Origin of the sequence: Streptomyces lydicus (assembly GCF_000717345.1) — a bacterium.
GTDB lineage: Bacteria > Actinomycetota > Actinomycetes > Streptomycetales > Streptomycetaceae > Streptomyces > Streptomyces lydicus.
In genome coordinates this window covers 83,627-103,478 of the sequence record NZ_JNZA01000036.1, presented here as the reverse complement: position 1 = coordinate 103,478, position 19,852 = coordinate 83,627, and the positions used below count along the sequence as shown (strand labels likewise).

18 protein-coding genes are annotated in these 19,852 nt (G+C 74.7%); 7 read left to right on the top strand and 11 right to left on the bottom strand.

The window, feature by feature from the left end; all coding sequences use genetic code 11:
• Positions 1-85: 85 nt before the first annotated feature.
• Both OO62_RS40050 and OO62_RS28765 read right to left on the bottom strand, forming a co-directional pair.
• On the bottom strand, positions 86-235 hold the full coding sequence (locus OO62_RS40050; RefSeq protein WP_164993262.1) for a hypothetical protein: 150 nt from the start codon (positions 233-235) through the stop codon (positions 86-88).
• 128 nt (positions 236-363) lie between these two features.
• Entirely contained in the window at positions 364-2,202 is a 1,839-nt protein-coding gene (locus tag OO62_RS28765; protein ID WP_033270547.1) for an endonuclease/exonuclease/phosphatase family protein, read from the bottom strand.
• A gap of 232 nt (positions 2,203-2,434) precedes the next feature.
• Between OO62_RS28765 and OO62_RS28760 the strand changes: the two genes are divergently transcribed.
• Positions 2,435-3,946 carry a hypothetical protein gene (locus OO62_RS28760; RefSeq protein ID WP_033270546.1) on the top strand — a complete coding sequence of 504 codons (1,512 nt, stop codon included), beginning with the start codon at positions 2,435-2,437 and terminating at the stop codon, positions 3,944-3,946.
• A 164-nt stretch (positions 3,947-4,110) separates the two neighbouring features.
• On the top strand, positions 4,111-5,562 hold the full coding sequence (locus OO62_RS28755; protein WP_033270545.1) for an alkaline phosphatase PhoX: 1,452 nt from the start codon (positions 4,111-4,113) through the stop codon (positions 5,560-5,562).
• A gap of 44 nt (positions 5,563-5,606) precedes the next feature.
• On the opposite strand, the gene OO62_RS28750 is transcribed toward OO62_RS28755, so the two are convergent.
• Complete coding sequence (locus OO62_RS28750; protein ID WP_033270544.1) at positions 5,607-6,497, bottom strand: class I SAM-dependent methyltransferase; 891 nt, start codon at positions 6,495-6,497, stop codon at positions 5,607-5,609.
• A gap of 74 nt (positions 6,498-6,571) precedes the next feature.
• Here OO62_RS28750 and OO62_RS28745 point away from each other — a divergent pair, with 74 nt between their 5' ends.
• Positions 6,572-7,615 (top strand): MsnO8 family LLM class oxidoreductase, encoded by a 1,044-nt coding sequence (locus OO62_RS28745; protein WP_033270584.1) that lies wholly within the window; start codon positions 6,572-6,574, stop codon positions 7,613-7,615.
• A 60-nt stretch (positions 7,616-7,675) separates the two neighbouring features.
• Here the strand turns inward: OO62_RS28745 and OO62_RS28740 are convergent, their stop codons facing one another.
• The 3 genes from OO62_RS28740 to OO62_RS28730 all read right to left on the bottom strand — a co-directional run bounded on the left by OO62_RS28740 (position 7,676) and on the right by OO62_RS28730 (position 10,268).
• Positions 7,676-8,941: a TerD family protein gene (locus tag OO62_RS28740; RefSeq protein WP_033270543.1), complete on the bottom strand. Its 1,266-nt coding sequence runs from the start codon at positions 8,939-8,941 to the stop codon at positions 7,676-7,678.
• Between the two features lie 79 nt (positions 8,942-9,020).
• On the bottom strand, positions 9,021-9,293 hold the full coding sequence (locus OO62_RS28735; RefSeq protein ID WP_033270542.1) for a GlsB/YeaQ/YmgE family stress response membrane protein: 273 nt from the start codon (positions 9,291-9,293) through the stop codon (positions 9,021-9,023).
• A gap of 156 nt (positions 9,294-9,449) precedes the next feature.
• The gene (locus tag OO62_RS28730; RefSeq protein ID WP_033270541.1) at positions 9,450-10,268 is read right to left on the bottom strand and encodes an NAD-dependent epimerase/dehydratase family protein; all 819 of its coding nucleotides are present in this window, start codon (positions 10,266-10,268) and stop codon (positions 9,450-9,452) included.
• Between the two features lie 220 nt (positions 10,269-10,488).
• Between OO62_RS28730 and OO62_RS28725 the strand changes: the two genes are divergently transcribed.
• Entirely contained in the window at positions 10,489-11,511 is a 1,023-nt protein-coding gene (locus OO62_RS28725) for a 5-dehydro-4-deoxyglucarate dehydratase (protein ID WP_078617403.1), read from the top strand.
• The gene (locus tag OO62_RS28720) at positions 11,511-12,710 is read left to right on the top strand and encodes a hypothetical protein (RefSeq protein ID WP_033270539.1); all 1,200 of its coding nucleotides are present in this window, start codon (positions 11,511-11,513) and stop codon (positions 12,708-12,710) included. Before OO62_RS28725 ends, OO62_RS28720 begins: the two co-directional genes overlap by 1 nt.
• A 230-nt stretch (positions 12,711-12,940) precedes the next feature.
• Here OO62_RS28720 and OO62_RS28715 read toward each other — a convergent pair whose 3' ends face one another.
• The 4 genes from OO62_RS28715 to OO62_RS28700 all read right to left on the bottom strand — a co-directional run bounded on the left by OO62_RS28715 (position 12,941) and on the right by OO62_RS28700 (position 16,879).
• A complete protein-coding gene (locus OO62_RS28715; RefSeq protein ID WP_078617402.1) occupies positions 12,941-13,681 on the bottom strand; it encodes a response regulator transcription factor in 741 nt (246 codons plus the stop codon).
• A gap of 40 nt (positions 13,682-13,721) precedes the next feature.
• On the bottom strand, positions 13,722-14,927 hold the full coding sequence (locus tag OO62_RS28710) for a sensor histidine kinase (RefSeq protein ID WP_051733686.1): 1,206 nt from the start codon (positions 14,925-14,927) through the stop codon (positions 13,722-13,724).
• 74 nt (positions 14,928-15,001) lie between these two features.
• Positions 15,002-15,988 (bottom strand): aromatic ring-opening dioxygenase LigA, encoded by a 987-nt coding sequence (locus OO62_RS28705; RefSeq protein ID WP_051733682.1) that lies wholly within the window; start codon positions 15,986-15,988, stop codon positions 15,002-15,004.
• Positions 15,989-16,108: 120 nt separating this feature from the next.
• Positions 16,109-16,879 (bottom strand): IclR family transcriptional regulator, encoded by a 771-nt coding sequence (locus OO62_RS28700; protein ID WP_033270538.1) that lies wholly within the window; start codon positions 16,877-16,879, stop codon positions 16,109-16,111.
• 159 nt (positions 16,880-17,038) lie between these two features.
• Here OO62_RS28700 and OO62_RS28695 point away from each other — a divergent pair, with 159 nt between their 5' ends.
• Together OO62_RS28695 and OO62_RS28690 are read left to right on the top strand one after the other, a co-directional pair.
• Positions 17,039-18,589, top strand: a complete 1,551-nt coding sequence (locus OO62_RS28695; protein WP_078617401.1) for an aldehyde dehydrogenase (NADP(+)) — start codon at positions 17,039-17,041, stop codon at positions 18,587-18,589.
• A gap of 2 nt (positions 18,590-18,591) precedes the next feature.
• Positions 18,592-19,182, top strand: a complete 591-nt coding sequence (locus OO62_RS28690; RefSeq protein WP_033270536.1) for a GNAT family N-acetyltransferase — start codon at positions 18,592-18,594, stop codon at positions 19,180-19,182.
• On the opposite strand, the gene OO62_RS28685 is transcribed toward OO62_RS28690, so the two are convergent.
• The gene (locus tag OO62_RS28685) at positions 19,115-19,813 is read right to left on the bottom strand and encodes a class I SAM-dependent methyltransferase (protein WP_033270535.1); all 699 of its coding nucleotides are present in this window, start codon (positions 19,811-19,813) and stop codon (positions 19,115-19,117) included. The two genes, OO62_RS28690 and OO62_RS28685, sit on opposite strands and share 68 nt — an antisense overlap.
• Between the last annotated feature and the right edge of the window lie 39 nt (positions 19,814-19,852).

The window sequence follows — 19,852 nt, the reverse complement described above, 5'->3', positions numbered from 1 at the left end:
CGCTACGTTGTGGGACGGGGCGGCCGGGAAGCGGAACGGCCGCCGCACCTCACGGTGCGACGGCCGCTCGGGCTTCACAGGCCCATCACGCGTCAGTCAGGCCATTCCGCGAACGCTTCAGGTCCTGGGTGCGCTCGGATGCGGACTCCTCCGACGGCTTCCGCTTCTGCTGGTCGGAGCGCCGCTCGGCGGCACGGTCCTTGTTACCCGACTTACGGTTCTGCGCCTTCGGCATGATGACTCCTCATGTCTCGCCGAATGTTGCTTACGAGCCCAGTACGCCACCCCCGGCGACAGTTGGCGCCCGGACCGGGGCCGATCGGGTGACGGCTGCGTCACACCCGGTGACGCAAGGGCCCGGCTTCAGGGCCGGATCCGCAGCACCTGCGGGTCGTGGTCGCTGGCCTGGTCGGCGAACTCGGCGTTGATGTGCACGATGTCGTAGTCCGGCCGGGCCAGGTGGCGGCTGGTGAGGATGTGGTCGAGCACCTGCGAGTTGCCGTTGTAGACGTAGCCGTACCGCTCGGCGCGCGGCAGCCCGCCGACCAGGTCGGTGAGCACCCCGCCGGCGGTGAGGTCCTTCAGGGCCGGCGAGAACTGGTAGTCGTTGAGGTCCCCGGCCACCACCACGTCGGCCTTGGCGTCCTTGGCCAGCAGCTCCTTCACGAACCCGTTGACCAGCCGGGCCTGCGCGGTGCGCTGGGTCTCCGAGCTCCGGGCCGGGGGCTGGAACCGGCTGTCCAGGCCCTGGTCGCCGCCCTTGGAGTTGAAGTGGTTGGCGATCACGAAGACCCGGCTCCCCGGCCGGTTCCGCAGCGAGAACTGGCCGACCAGGGGCTTGCGGCTGGTCTTCCACGCCGGGTCGGTGGGCGCGATCCGGCCCGGGGACGCGGACAGGGTGGCCCTGCCGTGGTCGGCGACCACCTTCACCGGGGTGGTGGCGTCCCCGCCCTTGATGTCGGTGAAGGACACCCGCGCCGGGTTGAACAGGAACGCGGTCCGGATGTTGCCGCCGGGCTGCCCGCCGTCCTGGTCGTTGACCGGGTCGATCTGCCGCCACTCGTACGCCGGGCCGCCGGCCGCCTTGATCGCGTCGGTGAGCTTCTTCAGGGTGGCGCCGGCGGTGACCGTGCCGTCGTCGGTGGGGCCGTTGTCGTCCTGGACCTCCTCCAGCGCGACGACGTCCGGGGAGGACAGGTTGTGCACCAGCGCGGTGGCGAGCCGGTCGAACTTGGCCTGCGGGGTGGCGGGGGAGAGGTTCTCGACGTTGTAGGTGGCCACCGCCAGCTCGCCGGTCTGCTGCTTGCGGGTGGTCTCCGGCGCGGCGCCGCGGCCGGCGAGCTTGCCCAGCTCGGTGGCCTGGAGGGTGTAGCCGCCGAAGTTGTCGTAGTCCAGCGGTCCGGCGGTGGTGCCGGCCAGCCGGCTGCCGACGTCGGCCACCGGGAACGGCCGCTCGGCGAAGGGGATCAGGGAGGCCACCTTGACCCGGCCGCCGTTCGGGTCCGCGTAGGAGCGGTAGAGGTCGCCGCCCCGGGCGGTCCGGTTGTGCTGCGGCTCGGCCGTCACCCACAGCTCGTGGTACGCGTTGGTCGGGCCGACGACCGGGGCGTCCGACACCGAGACCCGCATGCCCTCCAGCGACTCGTAGCGGTCCAGCGCGTACGAGCCCGGGCGCAGCTTCAGCGACTCGATGCTCTTGCCGCCCGCGGCGGGCGCGTACCGGTTCGGCACCGACACCGCGTTGAGCTTGAAGGCGGCCGGCAGCGGGTTGCCCGCGGAGCCCTTCTGCCAGGTCGCCTTGGTGATCTCGGTAACGGACTGCAGCCCGGCGTCCTTGCCGCCCGGGTAGTACTCGCTGACGGTGCCGGAGACGGTGACCGCGTCACCGACGGCCACCTGCGGGGTCTCCTTGCCGGTGAAGACGAAGACCGCCTCGCTGGTGGCCGGGTCGTCGTCCGGGTGCGGGTCCTGGACCCAGAAGCCGCGCGACGAGCCGAACGAGCGGACCGCGGTGACCGTGCCGGGCACCTCGCTGACCTGCTGCCCGGCCAGCGGGGATATTCGGGTGCTGCCCTGGATGTCGTGGATCCGGGTGCCGGCCGCCGAGGCGGACTGCGTGGCGGTCAGCAGCCCGCCGGCGAGGGCGGCGGCGGCCACCGCGGCGACGGTGACCGGTCGGCGGAGCGGACGACGGGACGGCATGCGTGCCTCCGAAGGGGAAATGGGGGGTGAACGGGGGTGTCACGGCACTGTGCGCGCAGGGCCGGGCCCGTGCGCGCTACGCGCGTCAATCTCCGGTGTGCGCAAGGGAGTTGTCAAGGTTCTTCGGGCCACCGGCAGGCAGCCGGGGGGTGAACCGTCCGAGATACGGAGAATTCCGTCTACGCTTGGGCGGCGCACGAGCCTGTCGTCCGTCCGAGGAGCTGAGCACCTGATGTCCGCAGACCGCCCCACCCTGCCGCCGGTGCGGCTGCACTCCGAAGCGGAGCTGGCCCGGGACGCGCTGAGCGCTCCCCTGATGGCCCGGGCGGCCAAGCTCGCCCGGTGGGCCGAGCGGGGCGTCCCGGTCGGCGTCGGCGGGGAGATCCTCCAGGACGCGCTGACCGACGCCACCGAGCACCTGGGGCTGGCCGACGACGAGGACGGGCCCGCCTACGCGGCCGAGGCGTGGCAGCTCGCGGTCGACACCGGCCTGGTCGAGATCGAGGAGACCGCCGAGGACGGCGACGGGCTGCCCGACGACGCCGCCGTCGGGACCGCCACCCCCGGCGAGGAGCTGCGGCTGCTCACCTCCGGCAGCCCGCAGGACATCCTCGACATCTGGCTCGGCGGCATGGAGACCGTGCTCGCCGACGCGGCCGCCCCCGACCTCGCCGACCTGGCCGACCAGCTCACCGAGGGCGGCGAGCTGGACCTCGACGCGCTCGACTGGAACCCCGAGCAGGAGGCCGAGCTGCTCGACGGCATCCTCGGCAACCTCTACCTGCTCTCCGCCCTCGCCGAGGGCGACCAGGACGTTCCGCTGCCCGCACTGGCCGCCTCCATGATCGTCCCCGACGACATGGAGGAGCCCACCGACGACATCCTCGAAGAGGTCTCCGAGGCGATGATGCGCCTGGACGACCAGTTCCGGGTGCTGGAGCCGATCGGCCTGGTCACGTACCAGCCGGTCGACGAGGCGCTCATCGACGAGCTGGACGAGGAGGGCGAGACCGTCCAGGGCTCCGCGGCGGGCTCCGCGGGGACGCCGCACGACGGCCCGCTGACCGACGAGGACGTCTCCCGCTACGGCATGGTCCGGCTCACCCCGCTCGGCGTCTACGCGGTCCGCGCCCGGCTGCAGGACGCCGGCGCCCACGCCCCCGCCGTCGGTGACCTCACCGACAAGGGCGCCGATGTGCTGCTCGACGCGCTGCCCGACTACCCCCAGGCGCTCTCCCAGGCCGAGTCCGAGCAGTGGCTCGCCGCCCGCACCCCGCTGGACGCCGCCCGCGACCTGCTCGCGGCCGCCCGCGGTGACGACGAGGGCGCCCCGCGCCGCCGCCTCGCCGCGCAGCAGACCCTCTCGCTGGTCCCGCCGGAGGCCGAGCCCGCGCTGCGCGAGGTGCTCGACGACCGGCAGCTGGGCGGCCTCGCCCGGGTCTGGCTCGCCGAGCGCGGCCTGCCCGGCATCCCCGAGCCCTCCCAGGGCATGATCTTCTGGCTGACGGTGGACACCATCGCGGCCCAGCTGGACGGCGCCGACGAGGGCACCGAGGCCGAGCTGCGCGACCTGGTCCAGGGCCTGACCGACCAGCACAGCGGCTTCTTCGACGCCGCCTGGCGGGTCGACCACCCGGCCACCGCCGATGTCCTGGAGGCGATGGGCCGGCTGCACCCGGACAAGAAGTCCGCCAAGGAGGCCCGCAAGGCCGCGTTCAAGGCACGCTCCCGGCAGTCGGACTGACCCCGACCCTTCCGCCGCACGGGGCGGGCCGGCCGTACGACGGCCCGGCCCGCCCCAACTGCTTCCTGGATGTCGCACCGCGTTCAACTGGAGTTCGACGACGCACGAGAGCGTGTGCGGCGCAGGCACACGGGCGTGGAAAACCGGCCATCCAGGAGACGACAATGCCGCTCACCCGAAGAGACTTCGCCAAGCGTTCCGCCTTCGCCGGCGCGGGGGTCGCGCTGGCCGGCAGCGTCAGCGTGCTGGCCACCGCACCGGGCGCGCTCGGCGAGGAACTGCCGGACCCCGCCGCGGACGGCACGGCGACGGGCCACGGCTTCGGCTACGGGCCGCTCCTCCCCGACCCCGACGGCATCCTCGCGCTGCCCGCCGGGTTCTCGTACCGGATCATCACCCATTCCGGGGTCACCACCCTCGAAAGCGGTGAGACCACCCCCTCCAACCACGACGGCACCGGCACCTTCGCCGGCCCCCGCGGCACCACCCTCCTCGTCAACAACCACGAGCTGAAGGGCCCGCGCGCCGACTGGCCGCACCCGGTGCCGCTCACCGACGGGCTGGTCTACGACCCGGCGGCGTCCGGCGGCTGCACCGTCGTCGAGGTCGCCCAGGACGGCACCCCGGTCGGCGAGCGGGTCGGCATCGCCGGCACCTCCACCAACTGCGCCGGCGGCACCACCCCTTGGGGCACCTGGCTCACCTGCGAGGAGACCGAGGACAAGGCCGGCCAGCACGGCATGACCAAGGACCACGGCTACGTCTTCGAGGTCGACCCGCGCGACCTCCGGGCCGGCCGCGACCCCCGGCCCGTCAAGGCGCTCGGCCGCTACGCCCACGAAGCCGTCGTCGTCGACCCCCGGCGCGGCCACCTCTACCTGACCGAGGACGCCGCCGGACCCAACGGCCTCTTCTACCGCTGGACCCCGCCGCACGGCTTCCACCACGGCCGCGGGAAGCTGCGCACCCTCGCCGACGACGCCGGCGTGCTCCAGGCGTTCAAGTGCTTCGACTCCGGCGGCCGGTTCGTCGACGACCTCTCACGCGCCACGAGGACCGGCACCGTCTACGGCGTCGACTGGGTCGACGTGCCCGACCGCGACGCCCGCACGGTCTCGGTACGCAAGCAGTTCACGGCCGGCGAGGTCACCCGCGCCCGCAAGCTGGAGGGCCTGTGGTGGGCCGACGGCGGCGCGTACGTCGTCTCCTCCTTCGCCCGTGAGGAGAGCCCCGTCCAGCACGACGGGCAGGTGTGGTTCTACGACCCGCGGCGGCGGACCCTGACCCTGAAGGTCCTGCTCGGCGTCAACCCCGACCCCGGGAAGGACGGCGCGTTCGACGGCCCCGACAACATCACCGTCTCCCCCTACGGCGGGCTGATCATCGCCGAGGACGGCGAGGGCGTACAGCACCTCTTCGGCGCCACCGACGACGGCCGCACCTACCCGCTCGCCCGCAACGAGCTCAACATCGGCACCGCCGACAAGCCGGAGTTCAGCGAGTTCACCGGCCCGGTCTTCTCCCCGGACGGACACACGCTGTTCGCCAACATCCAGGAGCCCGGCATCATGCTCGCCATCACCGGCCCCTGGAAGCGGCACCGCCGCCAGCGCTAGGCCGCCGGCGCCGCACCCTCCTGCACGCGGCGGCGGCCGACGGCTCAGCCGGCCGCCGCCGTCAGGAGGTAGTAGTCCAGCAGCCCCGCCCGGTAGGCCGTCAGATAGCGGCGCGCCCAGCCGTCCCGCGGCTCGTGCTGCTGGGCCAGATACCGGTCGTAGGGCTCCCACACCCCCGCACCGACCGCCCGCACCCGGACGTCGCGCAGGCCCGCCGCGGCCAGCGTCGCGGCCACCTCGTCGACCACGTACGGCACGTCCAGGCCGTCGGCGTACGGCGGCAGCAGCCCGGGCAGCTCGCGGGCGGCCGCGCGGGTACGGGCGAAGAACGTCGTCAGCGCCAGCCGCCCGCCCGGGCGCAGCACCCGCGCCGTCTCCCGCGCGAAACCCGGCAGGTCCCGGAAGTGCTGCGCGGCCTCGACCGAGTAGACGACGTCGACGGCGCCGCCGGGCAGCGGAAGGCGGTCGGCGGCCCCCAGCACGAACTCCAGCCGGCCCGTCCCCGCCGCCGTCCCCGCGTCGAGCAGCGCCGCGTTCGCCTCCCGGGCGCGGGAGATCTGGTCGGGGTGCGCGTCCAGACCGGTCACCGCGCCCAGCCCGTACTCCCGCAGCGCCAGCGCGCAGCCCAGCCCGCGCCCGCAGCCGACCTCCAGCGCCGAGCGGCCCCGCACCGGGCCGAGGGCGCCGAGCACCAGGCGGTAGAGGTCCTGCTCGCTGCGCACCCGGTCGGCCTCGGTCAGCCGGCGCCCGGCGGCCTGCGGCACCTCGGCCCAGTAGCCGAAGTTGATGAAGCCGCCGGCGAAGGCCGGGACGGTGCTCAGGTCGTGCTCGCCGTAGATCTCCACGACCCGCTCGGGAAGGTCGGGCGGCGGGGCTGCGCCGTCCGGGTGATCCGCGGGGCCGGCCGCGCCGGCCGGCGGCTGCTGCTGCGGCATCGGACGCTCCTTGTGCCGCCCGGGGGGGGCGGACCGGGGAATCTGGCGGGCGTACGGACGTTGAAGCAGAGGTGGTGAGCTCGACGACACGGACGACACAATTCTCGATCCTGGACCGTTCCCGCACCAGGGAAGGGCATCCGGACGCGGCGGCGCTGCGCGACACCGTCGCCCTGGCGCGCCGCGCCGAGCAGCTCGGCTATCACCGGTTCTGGGTGTCCGAGCACCACGGCGTGCCCGGGGTCGCCGGGTCGGCGCCCACGGTGCTGGCCGCCGCGGTGGCCGCGGCGACCGCCACGATCAGGGTCGGCACCGGCGGGGTGATGCTGCCCAACCACCGGCCACTGGTGGTCGCCGAGCAGTTCGGGGTGCTGGAGTCGCTCTTCCCCGGCCGGATCGACATGGGCCTGGGCCGGTCGGTCGGCTTCACCGGCGGCATCCGCCGGGCGCTGGGCACCGGGAAGGACGCGGCCGAGGACTTCGGCGCCCAACTCACCGAACTGCTCGGCTACTTCACCGGCACCCAGACCACCCACCCGCAGGTCCACGCCCGGCCCGCCGAGGGGCTGCGGGTCCCGGCGTTCGTCCTGGCGACCGGCGCCGGCGCCCGGGTCGCCGCGGAGACCGGGCTGGCGCTGGTCATCGGCGACCTGCGCGACCGCCGCAGGATGCTGGACGCGATCGCCGCCTACCGCGACGCGTTCCGCCCGTCGGTCCTGTGGCCGCGTCCCTACGTCGTCATCTCGGGGACGGTGGCGGTCGCCGCCACCACCGCGCAGGCGCGCCGGCTGCTGCTGCCGGAGGCCCGCGCCCTGGCGTACTCCCGCACCCATGGTGTCTTCCCGCCGCTGCGGCCCGCCGACGACGGCCCGGCGGCCGCGGCCGCGCTGACGGAGCGTGAGCGCGGCTTCTACGAGGACGCGCTGCGCGGCCAGCTCCACGGCACGGAGGAGCAGGTCGCGGACGCCCTCGGCACGCTGATCGACGCCGCCGCCGCGGACGAGGTGCTGGTCACGACCAGTACCCACGACCGGGCGGCGCTGCTGGAGTCGTACGAACGGCTGGCGCGGGTGGCCGGGCTCACCGGGCGCACGGCCGGCCGGCTGCCGGCGGCGTGACGGCGGCCGGCCGGAGGACGGGGGCCGGCCGGGCCGTGCGGAGCCCGGCGGCCGCCCGCGTCACAGGGCCTGGCCGCCCGGCTTGACCATGCCGCGCACCGTCCGCGCGTCGACGAATTCGCCCATCGCGGTCATCTCCCACTCGCCGGAGAACTGCCGGATCAGCTTGGCCATCATCACGCCCGTACGGGGCTCGGCGTGGGTGAGGTCGAAGCGGACCAGTTCCTCGCCGGTCCGGTCGTCGACCAGGCGGCAGTACGCCTTGGCGACGTCGGAGAACTTCTGGCCGGAGAAGGAGTTGACGACGAAGACCAGGCCGGTCACCTCGGGCGGCAGGCCGCCGAGGTGGACGGTGATCGCCTCGTCGTCGCCGGCGCCCTCGCCGGTGAGGTTGTCGCCGGAGTGCTGGACGGCGCCGCCGAGGATCATCAGCTTGCCGAAGAAGCAGTTGTCGATCTTCTTGCGGTCCGGGCCGTAGGCGATGACGGAGGCGTCGAGGTCGATGTTCTTGCCGCGGAAGGCCGGCTCCCAGCCGAGGCCCATCCGGACCGAGCCCAGCAGCGGCCGGCCGCCCTTGACCAAGGAGACGGTCTGGTTCTTCTGGAGGCTGACCCGGCCCTTGTCGAGGTTGACCTTGCCGGTGCCGGTGCCGGTGCCGGTGCCGGGCGCGGCGGCGGCCGGTGCGACGGGCGGGGCCGGGGGAGCGGCGGCCGGCGGCGGGGCGACCGGGGCCGGGGCGCCGGCCGGCGGCGCCCACTGGTCGGCGGGGGCCGGGGGAGCGGCAGGTGCCGGGGGCGCCGGGGGTGCCTGCGGGGTGGCGGCGGACGGGGCGGCCGGTTCGTCGACGGTCACGCCGAAGTCGGTGGCGATCCCCGCGAGGCCGTTGGCGTAGCCCTGGCCGACCGCGCGCACCTTCCAGGCGCCGGCCCGCCGGTAGATCTCGACGACCACCAGCGCGGTCTCGCTGCCCAGCCGCGGCGGGGTGAAGGAGGCGAGGGCGCTGCCGTCGTCGGCATTGCGGACCGTGGCGGTCGGCTCGGTGCCGGCGAAGGTCGCGCCGGCGGCGTCCAGGCTCGCGGTGACCACGATCTTCTCGATGCCGTCGGGGACCGCGGCGGTGTCCACCGTGATGGTGTCGCCGCCGGCGGGCGCCGCGGAGTGCGTCACGCCCGGCCCGGCGGGCTGGTTGTAGAAGACGAAGTCGGCGTCGGAGCGCACCTTGCCGTCGGCGGCGAGCAGCAGGCCCGACACGTCCAGCCGCACGGGGGCGGTGACGTCCACCGCCACCCGCGCGGCGGTGAGCGGGAGGTTCGAGCCAGGAGTCATAGCGGTCATGCCGGGACCAACGATCGGCCCGCCTTTGCGGTTCCATTACCTGCGGGCGGAGGGCCGCCCCGCGCGCCGGTCACCGTCGTTCGCGGGAGTTGCCGAAGAGCAGCCGGTAGGCGATGAGCAGGACCAGCGCCCCGGCGATCGAGGCGATCCACATGGACGGCTCGCCGAAGTCCTTCGGTATCGGGCGGTGCAGGATCTTGGTGGACAGCCAGCCGCCGATGAAGGACCCCACGATGCCGATCAGGGTCGTGCCGACGATGCCGCCCGGGTCCCGCCCCGGCAGCAGGACCTTGGCGACGATGCCCGCGATCAGCCCCAGTACGAGCCAGCTGACGATGCCCATGATGCGTTCCTCGTTCCTGCGCGGTGGTGGGTACACCCACCAGGACGCCACCCGGGCGGCGCGGGTTCCGCGAGGTGGCGCGGCCCACCCGCGGACAGGGGAGCGCCGCCCGGGTGCCGGTGGCGCGCGTCGCCCGCCGGTCCGGCCGGCCGGCGGTCAGTACGGCCACTGCGGCGGGTCGGTGCAGAAGGCACCGCCGAGGTGAGCGTGCGCGGGGTCGGCGGGGTCCAGCGCGCCCTGGGCCGCGAGGAGTTCCGCGGCGTACGGCTCGGAGTCGTCCTGCGGCTCGTAGCCCAGGGCGCGCGCGGAGGACAGGTCCCACCACAGGCGGGTGTTGGCGGAGGAGCCGTAGACGACGGTGTGGCCGACATCGGGGGCGGTGAGCGCGGCGTGCAGCAGGCGGGCGCAGTCGGCCGGGCTCAGCCAGATCGACAGCATGCGCACCGAGGTCGGCGCCGGGAAGCAGGAGCCGATGCGGATGGAGACGGTCTCGATGCCGTGCACGTCCCAGTAGAGCGACGCGAGGTCCTCGCCGAAGCCCTTGGAGAGGCCGTAATAGGTGTCGGGGCGGCGGGGCGTGCCGACCGGGATGGCGGCGGAGCCGTCCGGGGGACGCGGGGTGAAGCCGACGGCGTGGTTGGAGGAGGCGAACACGACCCGTCGGACGCCCGCTTCGCGCGCCGCCTCGTACACCTGGTAGGTGCCCTCGATGTTGGCGCGCAGGATCTTCTCGAACGGGGCCTCCAGGGAGATGCCGGCGAGGTGGACGACGGCGTCGACCCCGCGCACCGCCTCGCGCAGCGCCTCCTTGTCGGCCAACTCGGCGGTGATCGCGTCCGGTTCGCCCTCGGTGGTCTCGATGGCTCGCTGGTCGAAGAGGCGCAAGCGGTAGCCGTGCGGCGGCAGCAGCTCGCGCATCAGGGTGCCGAGGCCGCCGGCGGCGCCGGTGAGCAGGACGGTGCGGGGTGCGGTCATGGCGGGTACTCCTCCGGCTGAACTGCGGGAGCTGAGGATGGCGGAAAGGCAGCTGAAAGGCTGTATCCGCGAACGACATTCAGGTGGATGGACAACGTAGGAAGCCGCGTCGTCGCCGGTCAAGACGGTTGACGGATCCGGAAAATCCGCTTGTGACACGGCAGTTGTGGGCCCTTGACCGGCGCCGGAACGCTGCTCTAGCGTAACGGCGTTCAGAAATATGGACGTCGATCAGAAACATGCACGAGTATCTCAGGGAGAGCCCGTGACCGCACAGCCTCCCCCAGCTGACGCTGGGAGGTCCCCTCAACTCGCCGACCGTCTCGACGGACTGCTGTTCTTCCCCGTGACCGCGTACGCACCCGACGGCGCCCTGGACCTCACCGCCTTCCGCACCCATGTGCGCGCCGGCATCGACGCGGGCGCGGCCGCGGTCTTCGCCTGCTGCGGCACCGGGGAATTCCACGCACTCACCCCCGAGGAGTTCGCCGCCTGCGTCACCGCCGCCGTGGCGGAGGCCGGCGGCCGCGTCCCGGTCGTCGCCGGCACCGGCTACGGCACCGCGCTCGCCGTCCGGTTCGCCCGCCTCGCCCAGGACGCCGGCGCCGACGGGCTGCTCGCCATGCCGCCCTACCTCGTCACCGCGGGCCAGGAAGGACTCCGGCGGCACTACACCGACCTCGCCGCCGCCACCGCCCTCCCCGTCATCGTCTACCAGCGCGACAACGCCGTCTTCACCCCCGCCACCGTCGCCGCCCTGGCCAGGACCCCCGGCATCATCGGCCTCAAGGACGGCCTGGGCGACCTCGACCTGCTCCAGCGCATCATCAGCACCGTCCGCACCGACGCCCCCGACGAGGACTTCCTCTACTTCAACGGCCTGCCCACCGCCGAACTCACCGTCCCCGCCTACCGCGGCCTCGGCGTCCGCCTGTACTCCTCCGCCGTCTTCGCCTTCGCCCCCGACATCGCCCTCGCCTTCCACCGGGCGCTGACCACCGGCGACGACGACACCGTCACCCGGCTGCTGGACGGCTTCTACCGGCCGCTGGTCGAACTGCGCAACCAGGGCCGCGGCTACGCCGTCTCGCTGGTCAAGGCGGGCGTACGGCTGCGCGGCCTGGACGTCGGCGAGGTCCGGCCGCCGCTGAACGAACCGGCCCCCGCGCACGTCAAGGAGCTGGCCGCGCTGATCGACCACGGCCTGGCCCTGCTGCCGGAGGCGCCCGGGGCCGGTGCCTGATGCGCGCCGCCGCCTTCCTCTACCCCTGGGACGTGATCGGCGACCCGGACGCCCCCGGACGCCTCGCCGCCCTCGGCGTCCAGCAGGCCACCCTGGCCTCCGCCTACCACTCCACCCGCGCCCTCACCCCGCGCCACCCCCGCCACCGCATCGTCACCGCCCGGCACGCCGCCGTGCTCTACCCGCCGGACCCCGCCCGCTGGGCCCGGCGGACCCTGCGCCCGTACGCCCAGGACTGGGTGACAGGCCCGGACCCGTTCGGCGCGGCCACCCGGGCGCTGGCCGACGCCGGCCTGGAGGTGCACTCCTGGGTCGTCCTCGCCCACAACTCCCGCCTGGGCGCCGACCATCCTTCCGCCGTCGTCCGCAACGCCTACGGCGACCCCTATCCCTGGGCGCCGTGCATCGCCCGGCCCGAGGTGCGCGCGTACCTCGTCACCCTCGCCGCCGAGGCGGCCGTACGGCCCGGTGCCCGGGGCACCGAGCTGGAGTCCTGCGGCTGGTACGGGCTGGCCCATCTGCACGCCCACGACAAGACCGCCGGAGTGCCGCTCCCCGGCGCCGCGCAGTACCTGATGTCGGTGTGCTTCTGCCCGGTGTGCGCCGAGGGCTACCGCGAACTCGGCGTATCCGCAGGGGAGTTGAGGGGCGCGGTGGCGCGGGCCATGGAACCGCTGTGGGCGGGCGGCCCGGCCCCGGCCGGGACCGGCGGCCGGGCGGGGGAGTGGGCCGCCGTCGAGGCGCTGCTCGGCGCGGAGCCGGCGGGGGTGCTGCGCACCTGGCGGGACCGGACCGCCCGCACGCTGCAGCGCGCCGTGGTGCGCGCCGTACGGGACGCCGCGCCGGACGGCTTCCGGGTGCTGCTGCACGCCGATCCCGCCGCGCACCGCTGCGGCGCCAACGCCGGGGTGGACCCGGCGGACGTCCTCGCGCACGCCGACGGGGTGGTGCTGCCGTGCACCGGCGACGCCGCCGCCCGTGCCGACGTCCTCGCCCCGTTCGCCGACCGGCCCGCCGCCGCCACGGTCGCCGCCAACCTCACCGTCGTCTCCGGCCTGGGCGGCAGCCCCCACACCCTCGCCGCGGACGCTACGCACGCCGCCTCACTGGGCGCCAACGCCCTGCGGCTCTACCACGCCGGGCTGGCGAGCGACGACGATCTGACCGCAGTACGGGAGGCGTTGCACGCGCTGGCTTGAGGGGGTGGGCGGCGGCCCCGGTACTCGCCGGAGGGAACCCGGTGCGCTCGCCGGGCGGAACCCGCTGGTGCCCGGGCGAGCCCCGATCTCGCTTCCGGGGCGGCTCCGGGGCGGCTCCGGGGTGGCTCCGGGACAGTTCCGGGACGGCCCCCGCGTCCCGCCCCTCCGCGACGGGCAGGGCAACCACCGGGGGCCCACCGAACCCTTACGGGGCGCCCCCTACGAGGCCGTCACCCCGGGCGGACGAAGCCGCACTCGTACGCGGCGATGACCGCCTGCGTCCGGTCCCGCACCCCCAGCTTGGCCAGCACGCCCGCCACATGTGTCTTCACCGTGGCCGGTCCGACGCCCAGCCGCCCCGCGATCTCGGCGTTCGTCAGCCCGGCCGCCATCAGCCGCAGCACCGCCCGCTCCCGTTCCGACAGCCGGGCCCGCAACTCCCGCACGGTGTCCCGCGCGGCCCGCTCCCCGGCGTGCCGGGCGGCCAGCCTGCGCACCGCCGCCGGGAACAGCAGCGAGTCGCTGCGCGCCACCAGCCGCACCGCCTGGACCAGGTCCTCCGCACCGGACCGTTTGAGCAGGAAGCCGCTGGCCCCGACCCGCAGCGCGTCGTACACGTACGCGTCGTTCTCGAAGGTCGTCACGACGATGATGCGCGGCGGCCGGTCCATTCCGGCGAGCACCTGCTCGGTCGCGCGGATCCCGTCGATCTCCGGCATCCGCACATCCATCAGCACGATGTCCGGGCGCAGCCGGCGGATCAGGGGTACCGCCTCGGCGCCGGTCGCCGCCTCGCCGACGACCTCCATGTCGTCCTCGGCGCCCAGGATCGCGCGCAGCGCCGTACGCACCATCCGCTCGTCGTCGGCGAGGACGATCCGCAATGCCTGCCGGGAGCGGGCGCCCGCGGAGGGATCGTCCGTCCCGCCGCCAGGACCGTCACCGGTGTCGCCGTGGTGCGTCGTGCTCATGGTGTGCCCGTCCCCGTTGTGTGCTCGTTGCGCGTCCTGCTCATGACCCGTCCGCCCCCGTGTGCGCGCTCTTCCCCGCCAGTGGCAGCCGCGCCGTCAGCCGCCATACGCCGTCCGTGGCCGTGGCCGTCGCCTCGCCGCCCAGCAGCCGGGCGCGCTCGGCGATACCGCGCAGCCCCCGGCCGCCACCGGTACGCGCCGTCGGGACGGCCGGGTCCGGGCCGGCGCCACCCGCCGCCACCGGATTCTCCATCCGCAGCGTCAACTGATCGCCCCGCAAGCGCAGTTGCAGTCGTACGGGTACCGGTCCGGCGTGCCGCAGCGCATTGCTCAGGCCCTCCTGCACGATCCGGTACGCCTCCCGTGAGACCACCGGCGGCAGCCCGGCGCACCGTTCCTCGACCGCTGCCTCCACCGCCACCCCCGCCGCACGGGTCCGGGCGAGCAGCTCGTCCAGTCCGTCCAGAGTGGGCGCGGGCGCCGCCGGGTCGGTGCCGTCCTCCTCGCGCAACAGCCCCAGTACGGTGTCGAGTTCGGCGACCGCCGCGCGGGTGGTCTCCTCGATGGCAGTGAGCGCCTGACGGGCGAACTCCGGATCCTCGTCGAGCACCCGGCGGGCGGCGCTCGCCTGGAGGGTGACCGCGCTCAGCGCGTGCCCCACGGAGTCGTGCAGTTCGCGGGCCAGCCGGTTGCGGGTGGCCAGATCGGCGGCCCGGCGCTCGGCGGCGGCCAGCCGGTCCGCGGGCGTGGGCCCCAGCAGCGCGGGCGCGCAGCGGGCCAGCAGCACCCCGCACGCCCAGGCGGTGGCGACGACGAGGGCCAGCAGGCCCAGCCCGGCGAGCGGGCCGAGCGCACCGGGGAGGTCCTGCATCCAGGGCGGCACGGAGCGCTGCAGCGGGGCCGTGAACGGCAGTACCAGCAGCACCACCGCGGCCGGCGGCGTGGCCAGTGTCATGCCGCTGACGACCCCGCCGGCCAGCAGATGCGCCACGAACCACAGTGCGGTGCGCCGACGGGCCGCCCAGGAGGGGGCCGGGCCGTCGGCCAGCCGCTCCGCCGGGATGAAGCACAGCGTCCGTACGGCGGCCACCTCCAGGGGCCGCAACTGCGGGAGGAGGAGGGCGGCCAGGGCGGCGAGCGGCAGTGCGCAGCCGAACGAGAGGAGTTGCGCGGCCACGTTGCGCAGCGGATCGGCGCCGTCCGTCACCAGCCCCACGAAGACCGACGCCAGCAGGTAGAACGGCATCAACAGCGCGCCGCCCAGGACGAGATGGATCCAGCGGGCACCCAGCAGCCGGAGCTGCCTCCGGTGGCGGCGGGCTATGCGCACCGCGCGGCCTCGCGTTCGGCGAAGAAGTGGGCACCGGCCACTGCCACGAGCATCCCGACGATCATCTGCACAGCGTAGGTCAGGCTCAACAGGGGCGAGGGCAGCTTCGGATCGCCGGCGCTGACGGAGAGGGTGGTCAGCGTCAGCCAGCCGCCCCAGCCGGCGAGCGCACCGGAGCCGATCCAGGTGGCGGCCAGCGGCAGCAGCAGCGGGACGCGGCGGCTGCGTCCGTAGCCGAGGGTCAGCGCCCCGACCGCCGTGAGCAGCGCGAAGAGGACGTAACCGGCGTCGTTCAGACGGGAGTCGAGGTCTGTCGCGGCCGCCCGTGCGGCGTTCAGTCCGGTGGTGCTGCCGCTCGCCCACAGCAGATGCGTCGTGGCGGGCAGCAGGCTCAGTACGGCCACCGCGGCGGCGGTCAGCCGGCGTGCGGACCGGGTGGGACTGTCGGGGAGCGTGCCGATGCGGCCCCGCCACAGGTGGGCCCAGCGCTCCCTGGCGTAGAGCACGAACAGCGTGCCGAGCGCCAGCGCCTGCACGATGAAGCCGGTGTAGACGAGACTCCAGACCCAGGGGGCGAGCAGTGCGTCCGGGCTGCCGCCGCCGGCGCCGGGCGGGCCGCCCCGTACCGCCGCGGCCAGCGTCTGGGCGGGGAAGACCGCGACGATCGGCGCGAGCAGACCGGTCGCGCACCACATGGGCAGCGCCAACAGCCAGGACGGGACCCGCTGTCCCCACGGCCGGGTCAGCAGGAAGGCCAGCGCGATGACGGCCGCGTCCATCAGCACGGTGAGCGCGTTGAGCGCCATCAGGGAGTTGCCGTCCCGGCGCAGCGCGCTGCCCTCCGGGATGCCGATGCGGCTGCCCGCGATCCAGGCGATCTTCAGTGTGAGGTACGGGACGCAGGCGGCCAGCGTGGTCACGCGCAGCACGGTGCGGGCGGTGCGGGCCGGGGCGGCTCGGGTGGTGTGAGTGCTCATGCCGTCCAGGCTTCCGGCGGCCCGGTCCGGCCGCCTCGGCCGTACCGGTGATCCGCCTCCGCCGCGCGGGGGAGGGGCGCCGCCCCGCGGGTCGCAGGCGCCGGGGCGTTCGTCAGCCGGTCACAGCCGCCGGGTGGCGAGCGTCAGCCGGTCACGGGCGTCGAAGAGCGTGTCCTTGATCATCTGCTCGTGGTCGGGGGTCAGCCGGGCCACCGGCACCGAGCAGCTGATCGCGTCCCGGGCCGGGGTGCGGTACGGGATCGCGACGCCGAAGCAGCGCAGGCCCAGGGTGTTCTCCTCGCGGTCGACCGCGTAGCCCTGCTCGCGCACCGCGTGCAGCTCCTCGATCAGCTGCTCGCGGTCGGTCAGGGTGTGCTCGGTCAGCTGCGCGAGGGTCGGCGGCAGCATCGCCCGGACCTGGTCGTCGGTGTACGTCGCCAGCAGCGCCTTGCCCAGCGAGGTGGAGTGCGCGGGCAGCCGCCGGCCGACCCGGGTGAAGGGCCGCAGGTAGTGCTGCGACTGCCGGGTGGCGAGGTAGACGACGTTGGTGCCGTCGAGGCGGGCGAGGTGGATGGTCTCGGTGGTGTCGTCGGAGAGCCGGTCCAGCGTGGGGCGGGCCGCGGCCACCACCTCGTCGCCGTCGATGTACGACGTGCCGACCAGCAGCGCCCGTACGCCGATGCCGTAGCGGGTGCCGGTGGCGTCCGTCTCGACCCAGCCCAGGTCGACGAGGGTGCGCAGCAGCATGTACAGGCTGGACTTGGGGTAGCCGACGGCTTCCTGGACGGAGGCCAGCGAGTGCATGCCGGGCAGGCCCGCGAAGTACTCGAGCAACTCGACCGTCCGCACCGCCGACTTGACCTGCGATCCACCGGTATCGGCAGCTGACATCGCTCTTGACCCCTCTGTTCGGACAGCCATAGAGTCCCAGTTGTTCATCATCCGGGATGGCGTTCAGCATATCGAACGAGGTCCGGTGTGCTGCAAGGTCCGGACGGTCCCGGAACCCTCAGAACGACTCGGCACGGCATCGCCCGGGAGGAATGCACGGTGGCAGCGGCAGCAGCAACACCAGTCTGGAGTGTCGACCCCCGAACCGGGAAGCGGCGGGAGCAGGTTGCGGTGGAAGCCACAGCCGACGAGGTGGACGCCTCGGTACGCGCTGCCCACGCCGCCCGCGGCGCGCTCGCCGACCGGGCCGCCCGCGCCGCGCTGCTGCGCCGCGCCGCCACGCTCCTCGACGAGGCCGGCGAGGCCGTCGTCGGGGTCGCCGACGCCGAGACCGCACTCGGCCCCGGCCGGCTCACCGGCGAACTGGGCCGCACCACCTACCAGTTGCGCGCCTTCGCCGACATCGTCGACGAGGGCGCCTTCCTCGGCGTGCTGATCGACCACGCCGACCCCGGCCTCGCCCCGCCCCGGCCCGACCTGCGCCGCTACAAGATCCCGCTCGGCCCGGTCGCGGTCTACGCCGCCTCCAACTTCCCGCTCGCCTTCTCCGTCCCCGGCGGTGACACCGCCAGCGCCCTCGCCGCAGGATGCCCCGTCGTCGTCAAGGCCCACCCCGACCACCCCGCCACCTCCGAGCTGTGCGCCGCGCTGCTGCGCCGCGCCGCGGCCGACGTCGGCCTGCCTGCCGGCGTGGTCAACGTGGTCCACGGCTTCCAGGCCGGTCTCGACCTCGTCCGGCACCCGCTGATCAGCGCCGCCGGCTTCACCGGCTCGGTGCGCGGCGGGCGCGCGCTGTACGACGCGGCCGCGGCCCGCCCGCACCCCATCCCCTTCCACGGCGAACTGGGCAGCCTCAACCCCGTCGTGATCACCGAGGCCGCGGCCGAGGAGCGCGCCGAGCAGATCGGCGCCGGGCTGGCCGGCTCGATGACCCTCGGCGTCGGCCAGTTCTGCGTCAAGCCCGGTCTGGTCCTCGCGCCCGCGGGAGCCACCGGCGACCGGCTGCTGAAGGCGCTGACCGCCGCGGTCAGCGACACCGAGGCCGGGGTACTGCTCGACCACCGCATGCGCGACGCGTTCCTCGACGGCGTCCGCTCCCGCGCCGCACTCCCCGACGTCGAGGCGCCGGTGACCCCGGGCGCGGGCGGCGAACACACCGTCAGCGCCGGCTTCCTCGCCGTACCCGCCGCCCGCCTCGCCGCCGACGGACCGCACGACCTCCTGCTGGAGGAGTGCTTCGGCCCGGTCACCGTCGTCGCCCGCTACACCGACGAGGCCGAGATCGGCGCCGTCCTCGCCCGGCTCCCCGGCAACCTCACCGCGACCCTGCAGCTCGGCGACGAGGAGGGCGCCGGCACCGACGGGGCGGGGCGCGGCGCCCGGCTGCTCGCCGAGGTCACCCCGCTCGCCGGCCGCGTCGTCGTCAACGGCTGGCCCACCGGCGTCGCCGTCGCCCCCGCCCAGCACCACGGCGGCCCCTACCCGGCCACCACCTCCACCGCCACCTCCGTCGGCGGCACCGCCATCGAACGCTGGCTGCGCCCGGTCGCGTACCAGGACACCCCGCCCGCCCTGCTGCCGCCCGAACTGCGCGAGGACAACCCGCTCGGCCTGCCCCGCCGGGTCGACGGCCGCGCCGAGCACCCGTAGCCGTGCACCCCGCTCCCCACGACACCGCCGTCCGGGTCCGCGCCGCCACCCGCGCGGACCTGGCGGCCATCGCCGCGCTGCACGCCGGCGCCCGCGCCGCCCACCATCGCGCCCGGCACCCCCACACGCCGTTCGACGCCCCCGCCGAGCACGCCCGCCGGCACGACGCCTGGGCCCGCGTCCTGGACTGCGACGACACCCCCGCCCTGTGCGCCGAACGCCGCGGCACCGTCCTCGGCGCCGCCACCTACCTGCCCCACGCCGCAACGCTGTGGGGGGACCCCCGAGGCACCGACCGGCCCCGGCCCACCGTCGAACTCCACCAGCTGCACGTCGACCCCGCCCACTGGGGCACCGGCGTCGGCCGCGCCCTGCACACCGCCTGCCTGCACGCCTGGCACACGGCCGGCTACGCCCGGGCCGTCCTCGACGTCCAGTGGCACAACCGCCGTGCCCGCGCCTTCTACGCCCGCCTCGGCTGGCACCCCGACCCCGGCCGCCGCCCCGCCCCCGACGCCACCCACCTCACCCTGACGCTGGAGCTGCCGCCCCGCCCGCACCCGGCGCCGCAGGGCCCTCCCGCCGTGCGATGAGCTGCAGCCGCTCCGCCGTCCGCCCGTCCAGCGTGCCCACCCGGCCGGTCCGCTCCGCCACCACCGAGAATCCCGCCGCCCGCACCAGCCCCCGCAGCCGCTCCGGCGGATGGTGCCGGAACACCCCGCCGTCCGGCGTCTCGAACACCCCGTACGTGCCGTACCGCGCCGCGAACCGCGCGTACCGCTCCTGGTTGAGCGCATCACCCTGCACCGGTACGTCGCTCAGATACAGCACCCCGCCGGGCCGCACCAGCCGCCCCAGCTCCCCGGCGATCGCCGCCTGCTCCGCGTCCCCCGGCACGCACGTCAGCACCGCGAACAGCAGCGCCGCATCGAACGAGCCCGCCCCGAACGGCAGCGGGAACCCCGCCCACCGCAGCAGATCCAGCTCCGGATGCTCCCGCCGCCCCCGCGCGACCAGCGCCGCCGACACATCCACCCCGCGCACCTCGCGGTAGCCGAGCCCGGCCAGCTCCGCGGTCAGCCGCCCGTAACCGCAGCCGTAGTCCAGCACCCGCGCCCCGCGCGGCACGTACGCGGCCAGCAGCTCCGGATCGAGCGGATGGGTGAAGGTCTTCGCGGACCCGGTCGTCTCCCAGAAGTCGAGGAATCCCTGTGGCGAGGTCATGCCCGGACCGTACCCACGGAATAGCCCGCCGCCCCCCGA

What these genes read in the sequence shown, in the direction of transcription:
- OO62_RS40050 (WP_164993262.1), bottom strand. Translation starts at nt 235, where the DNA reads ATGCCGAAGGCGCAGAACCGTAAGTCGGGTAACAAGGACCGTGCCGCC.
- OO62_RS28765 (WP_033270547.1), bottom strand. Translation starts at nt 2,202, where the DNA reads ATGCCGTCCCGTCGTCCGCTCCGCCGACCGGTCACCGTCGCCGCGGTG.
- OO62_RS28760 (WP_033270546.1), top strand. Translation starts at nt 2,435, where the DNA reads ATGTCCGCAGACCGCCCCACCCTGCCGCCGGTGCGGCTGCACTCCGAA.
- OO62_RS28755 (WP_033270545.1), top strand. Translation starts at nt 4,111, where the DNA reads ATGCCGCTCACCCGAAGAGACTTCGCCAAGCGTTCCGCCTTCGCCGGC.
- OO62_RS28750 (WP_033270544.1), bottom strand. Translation starts at nt 6,497, where the DNA reads ATGCCGCAGCAGCAGCCGCCGGCCGGCGCGGCCGGCCCCGCGGATCAC.
- OO62_RS28740 (WP_033270543.1), bottom strand. Translation starts at nt 8,941, where the DNA reads ATGACTCCTGGCTCGAACCTCCCGCTCACCGCCGCGCGGGTGGCGGTG.
- OO62_RS28735 (WP_033270542.1), bottom strand. Translation starts at nt 9,293, where the DNA reads ATGGGCATCGTCAGCTGGCTCGTACTGGGGCTGATCGCGGGCATCGTC.
- OO62_RS28730 (WP_033270541.1), bottom strand. Translation starts at nt 10,268, where the DNA reads ATGACCGCACCCCGCACCGTCCTGCTCACCGGCGCCGCCGGCGGCCTC.
- OO62_RS28725 (WP_078617403.1), top strand. Translation starts at nt 10,489, where the DNA reads ATGGACGTCGATCAGAAACATGCACGAGTATCTCAGGGAGAGCCCGTG.
- OO62_RS28720 (WP_033270539.1), top strand. Translation starts at nt 11,511, where the DNA reads ATGCGCGCCGCCGCCTTCCTCTACCCCTGGGACGTGATCGGCGACCCG.
- OO62_RS28715 (WP_078617402.1), bottom strand. Translation starts at nt 13,681, where the DNA reads ATGAGCACGACGCACCACGGCGACACCGGTGACGGTCCTGGCGGCGGG.
- OO62_RS28710 (WP_051733686.1), bottom strand. Translation starts at nt 14,927, where the DNA reads ATGCCGTTCTACCTGCTGGCGTCGGTCTTCGTGGGGCTGGTGACGGAC.
- OO62_RS28705 (WP_051733682.1), bottom strand. Translation starts at nt 15,988, where the DNA reads ATGAGCACTCACACCACCCGAGCCGCCCCGGCCCGCACCGCCCGCACC.
- OO62_RS28700 (WP_033270538.1), bottom strand. Translation starts at nt 16,879, where the DNA reads ATGTCAGCTGCCGATACCGGTGGATCGCAGGTCAAGTCGGCGGTGCGG.
- OO62_RS28685 (WP_033270535.1), bottom strand. Translation starts at nt 19,813, where the DNA reads ATGACCTCGCCACAGGGATTCCTCGACTTCTGGGAGACGACCGGGTCC.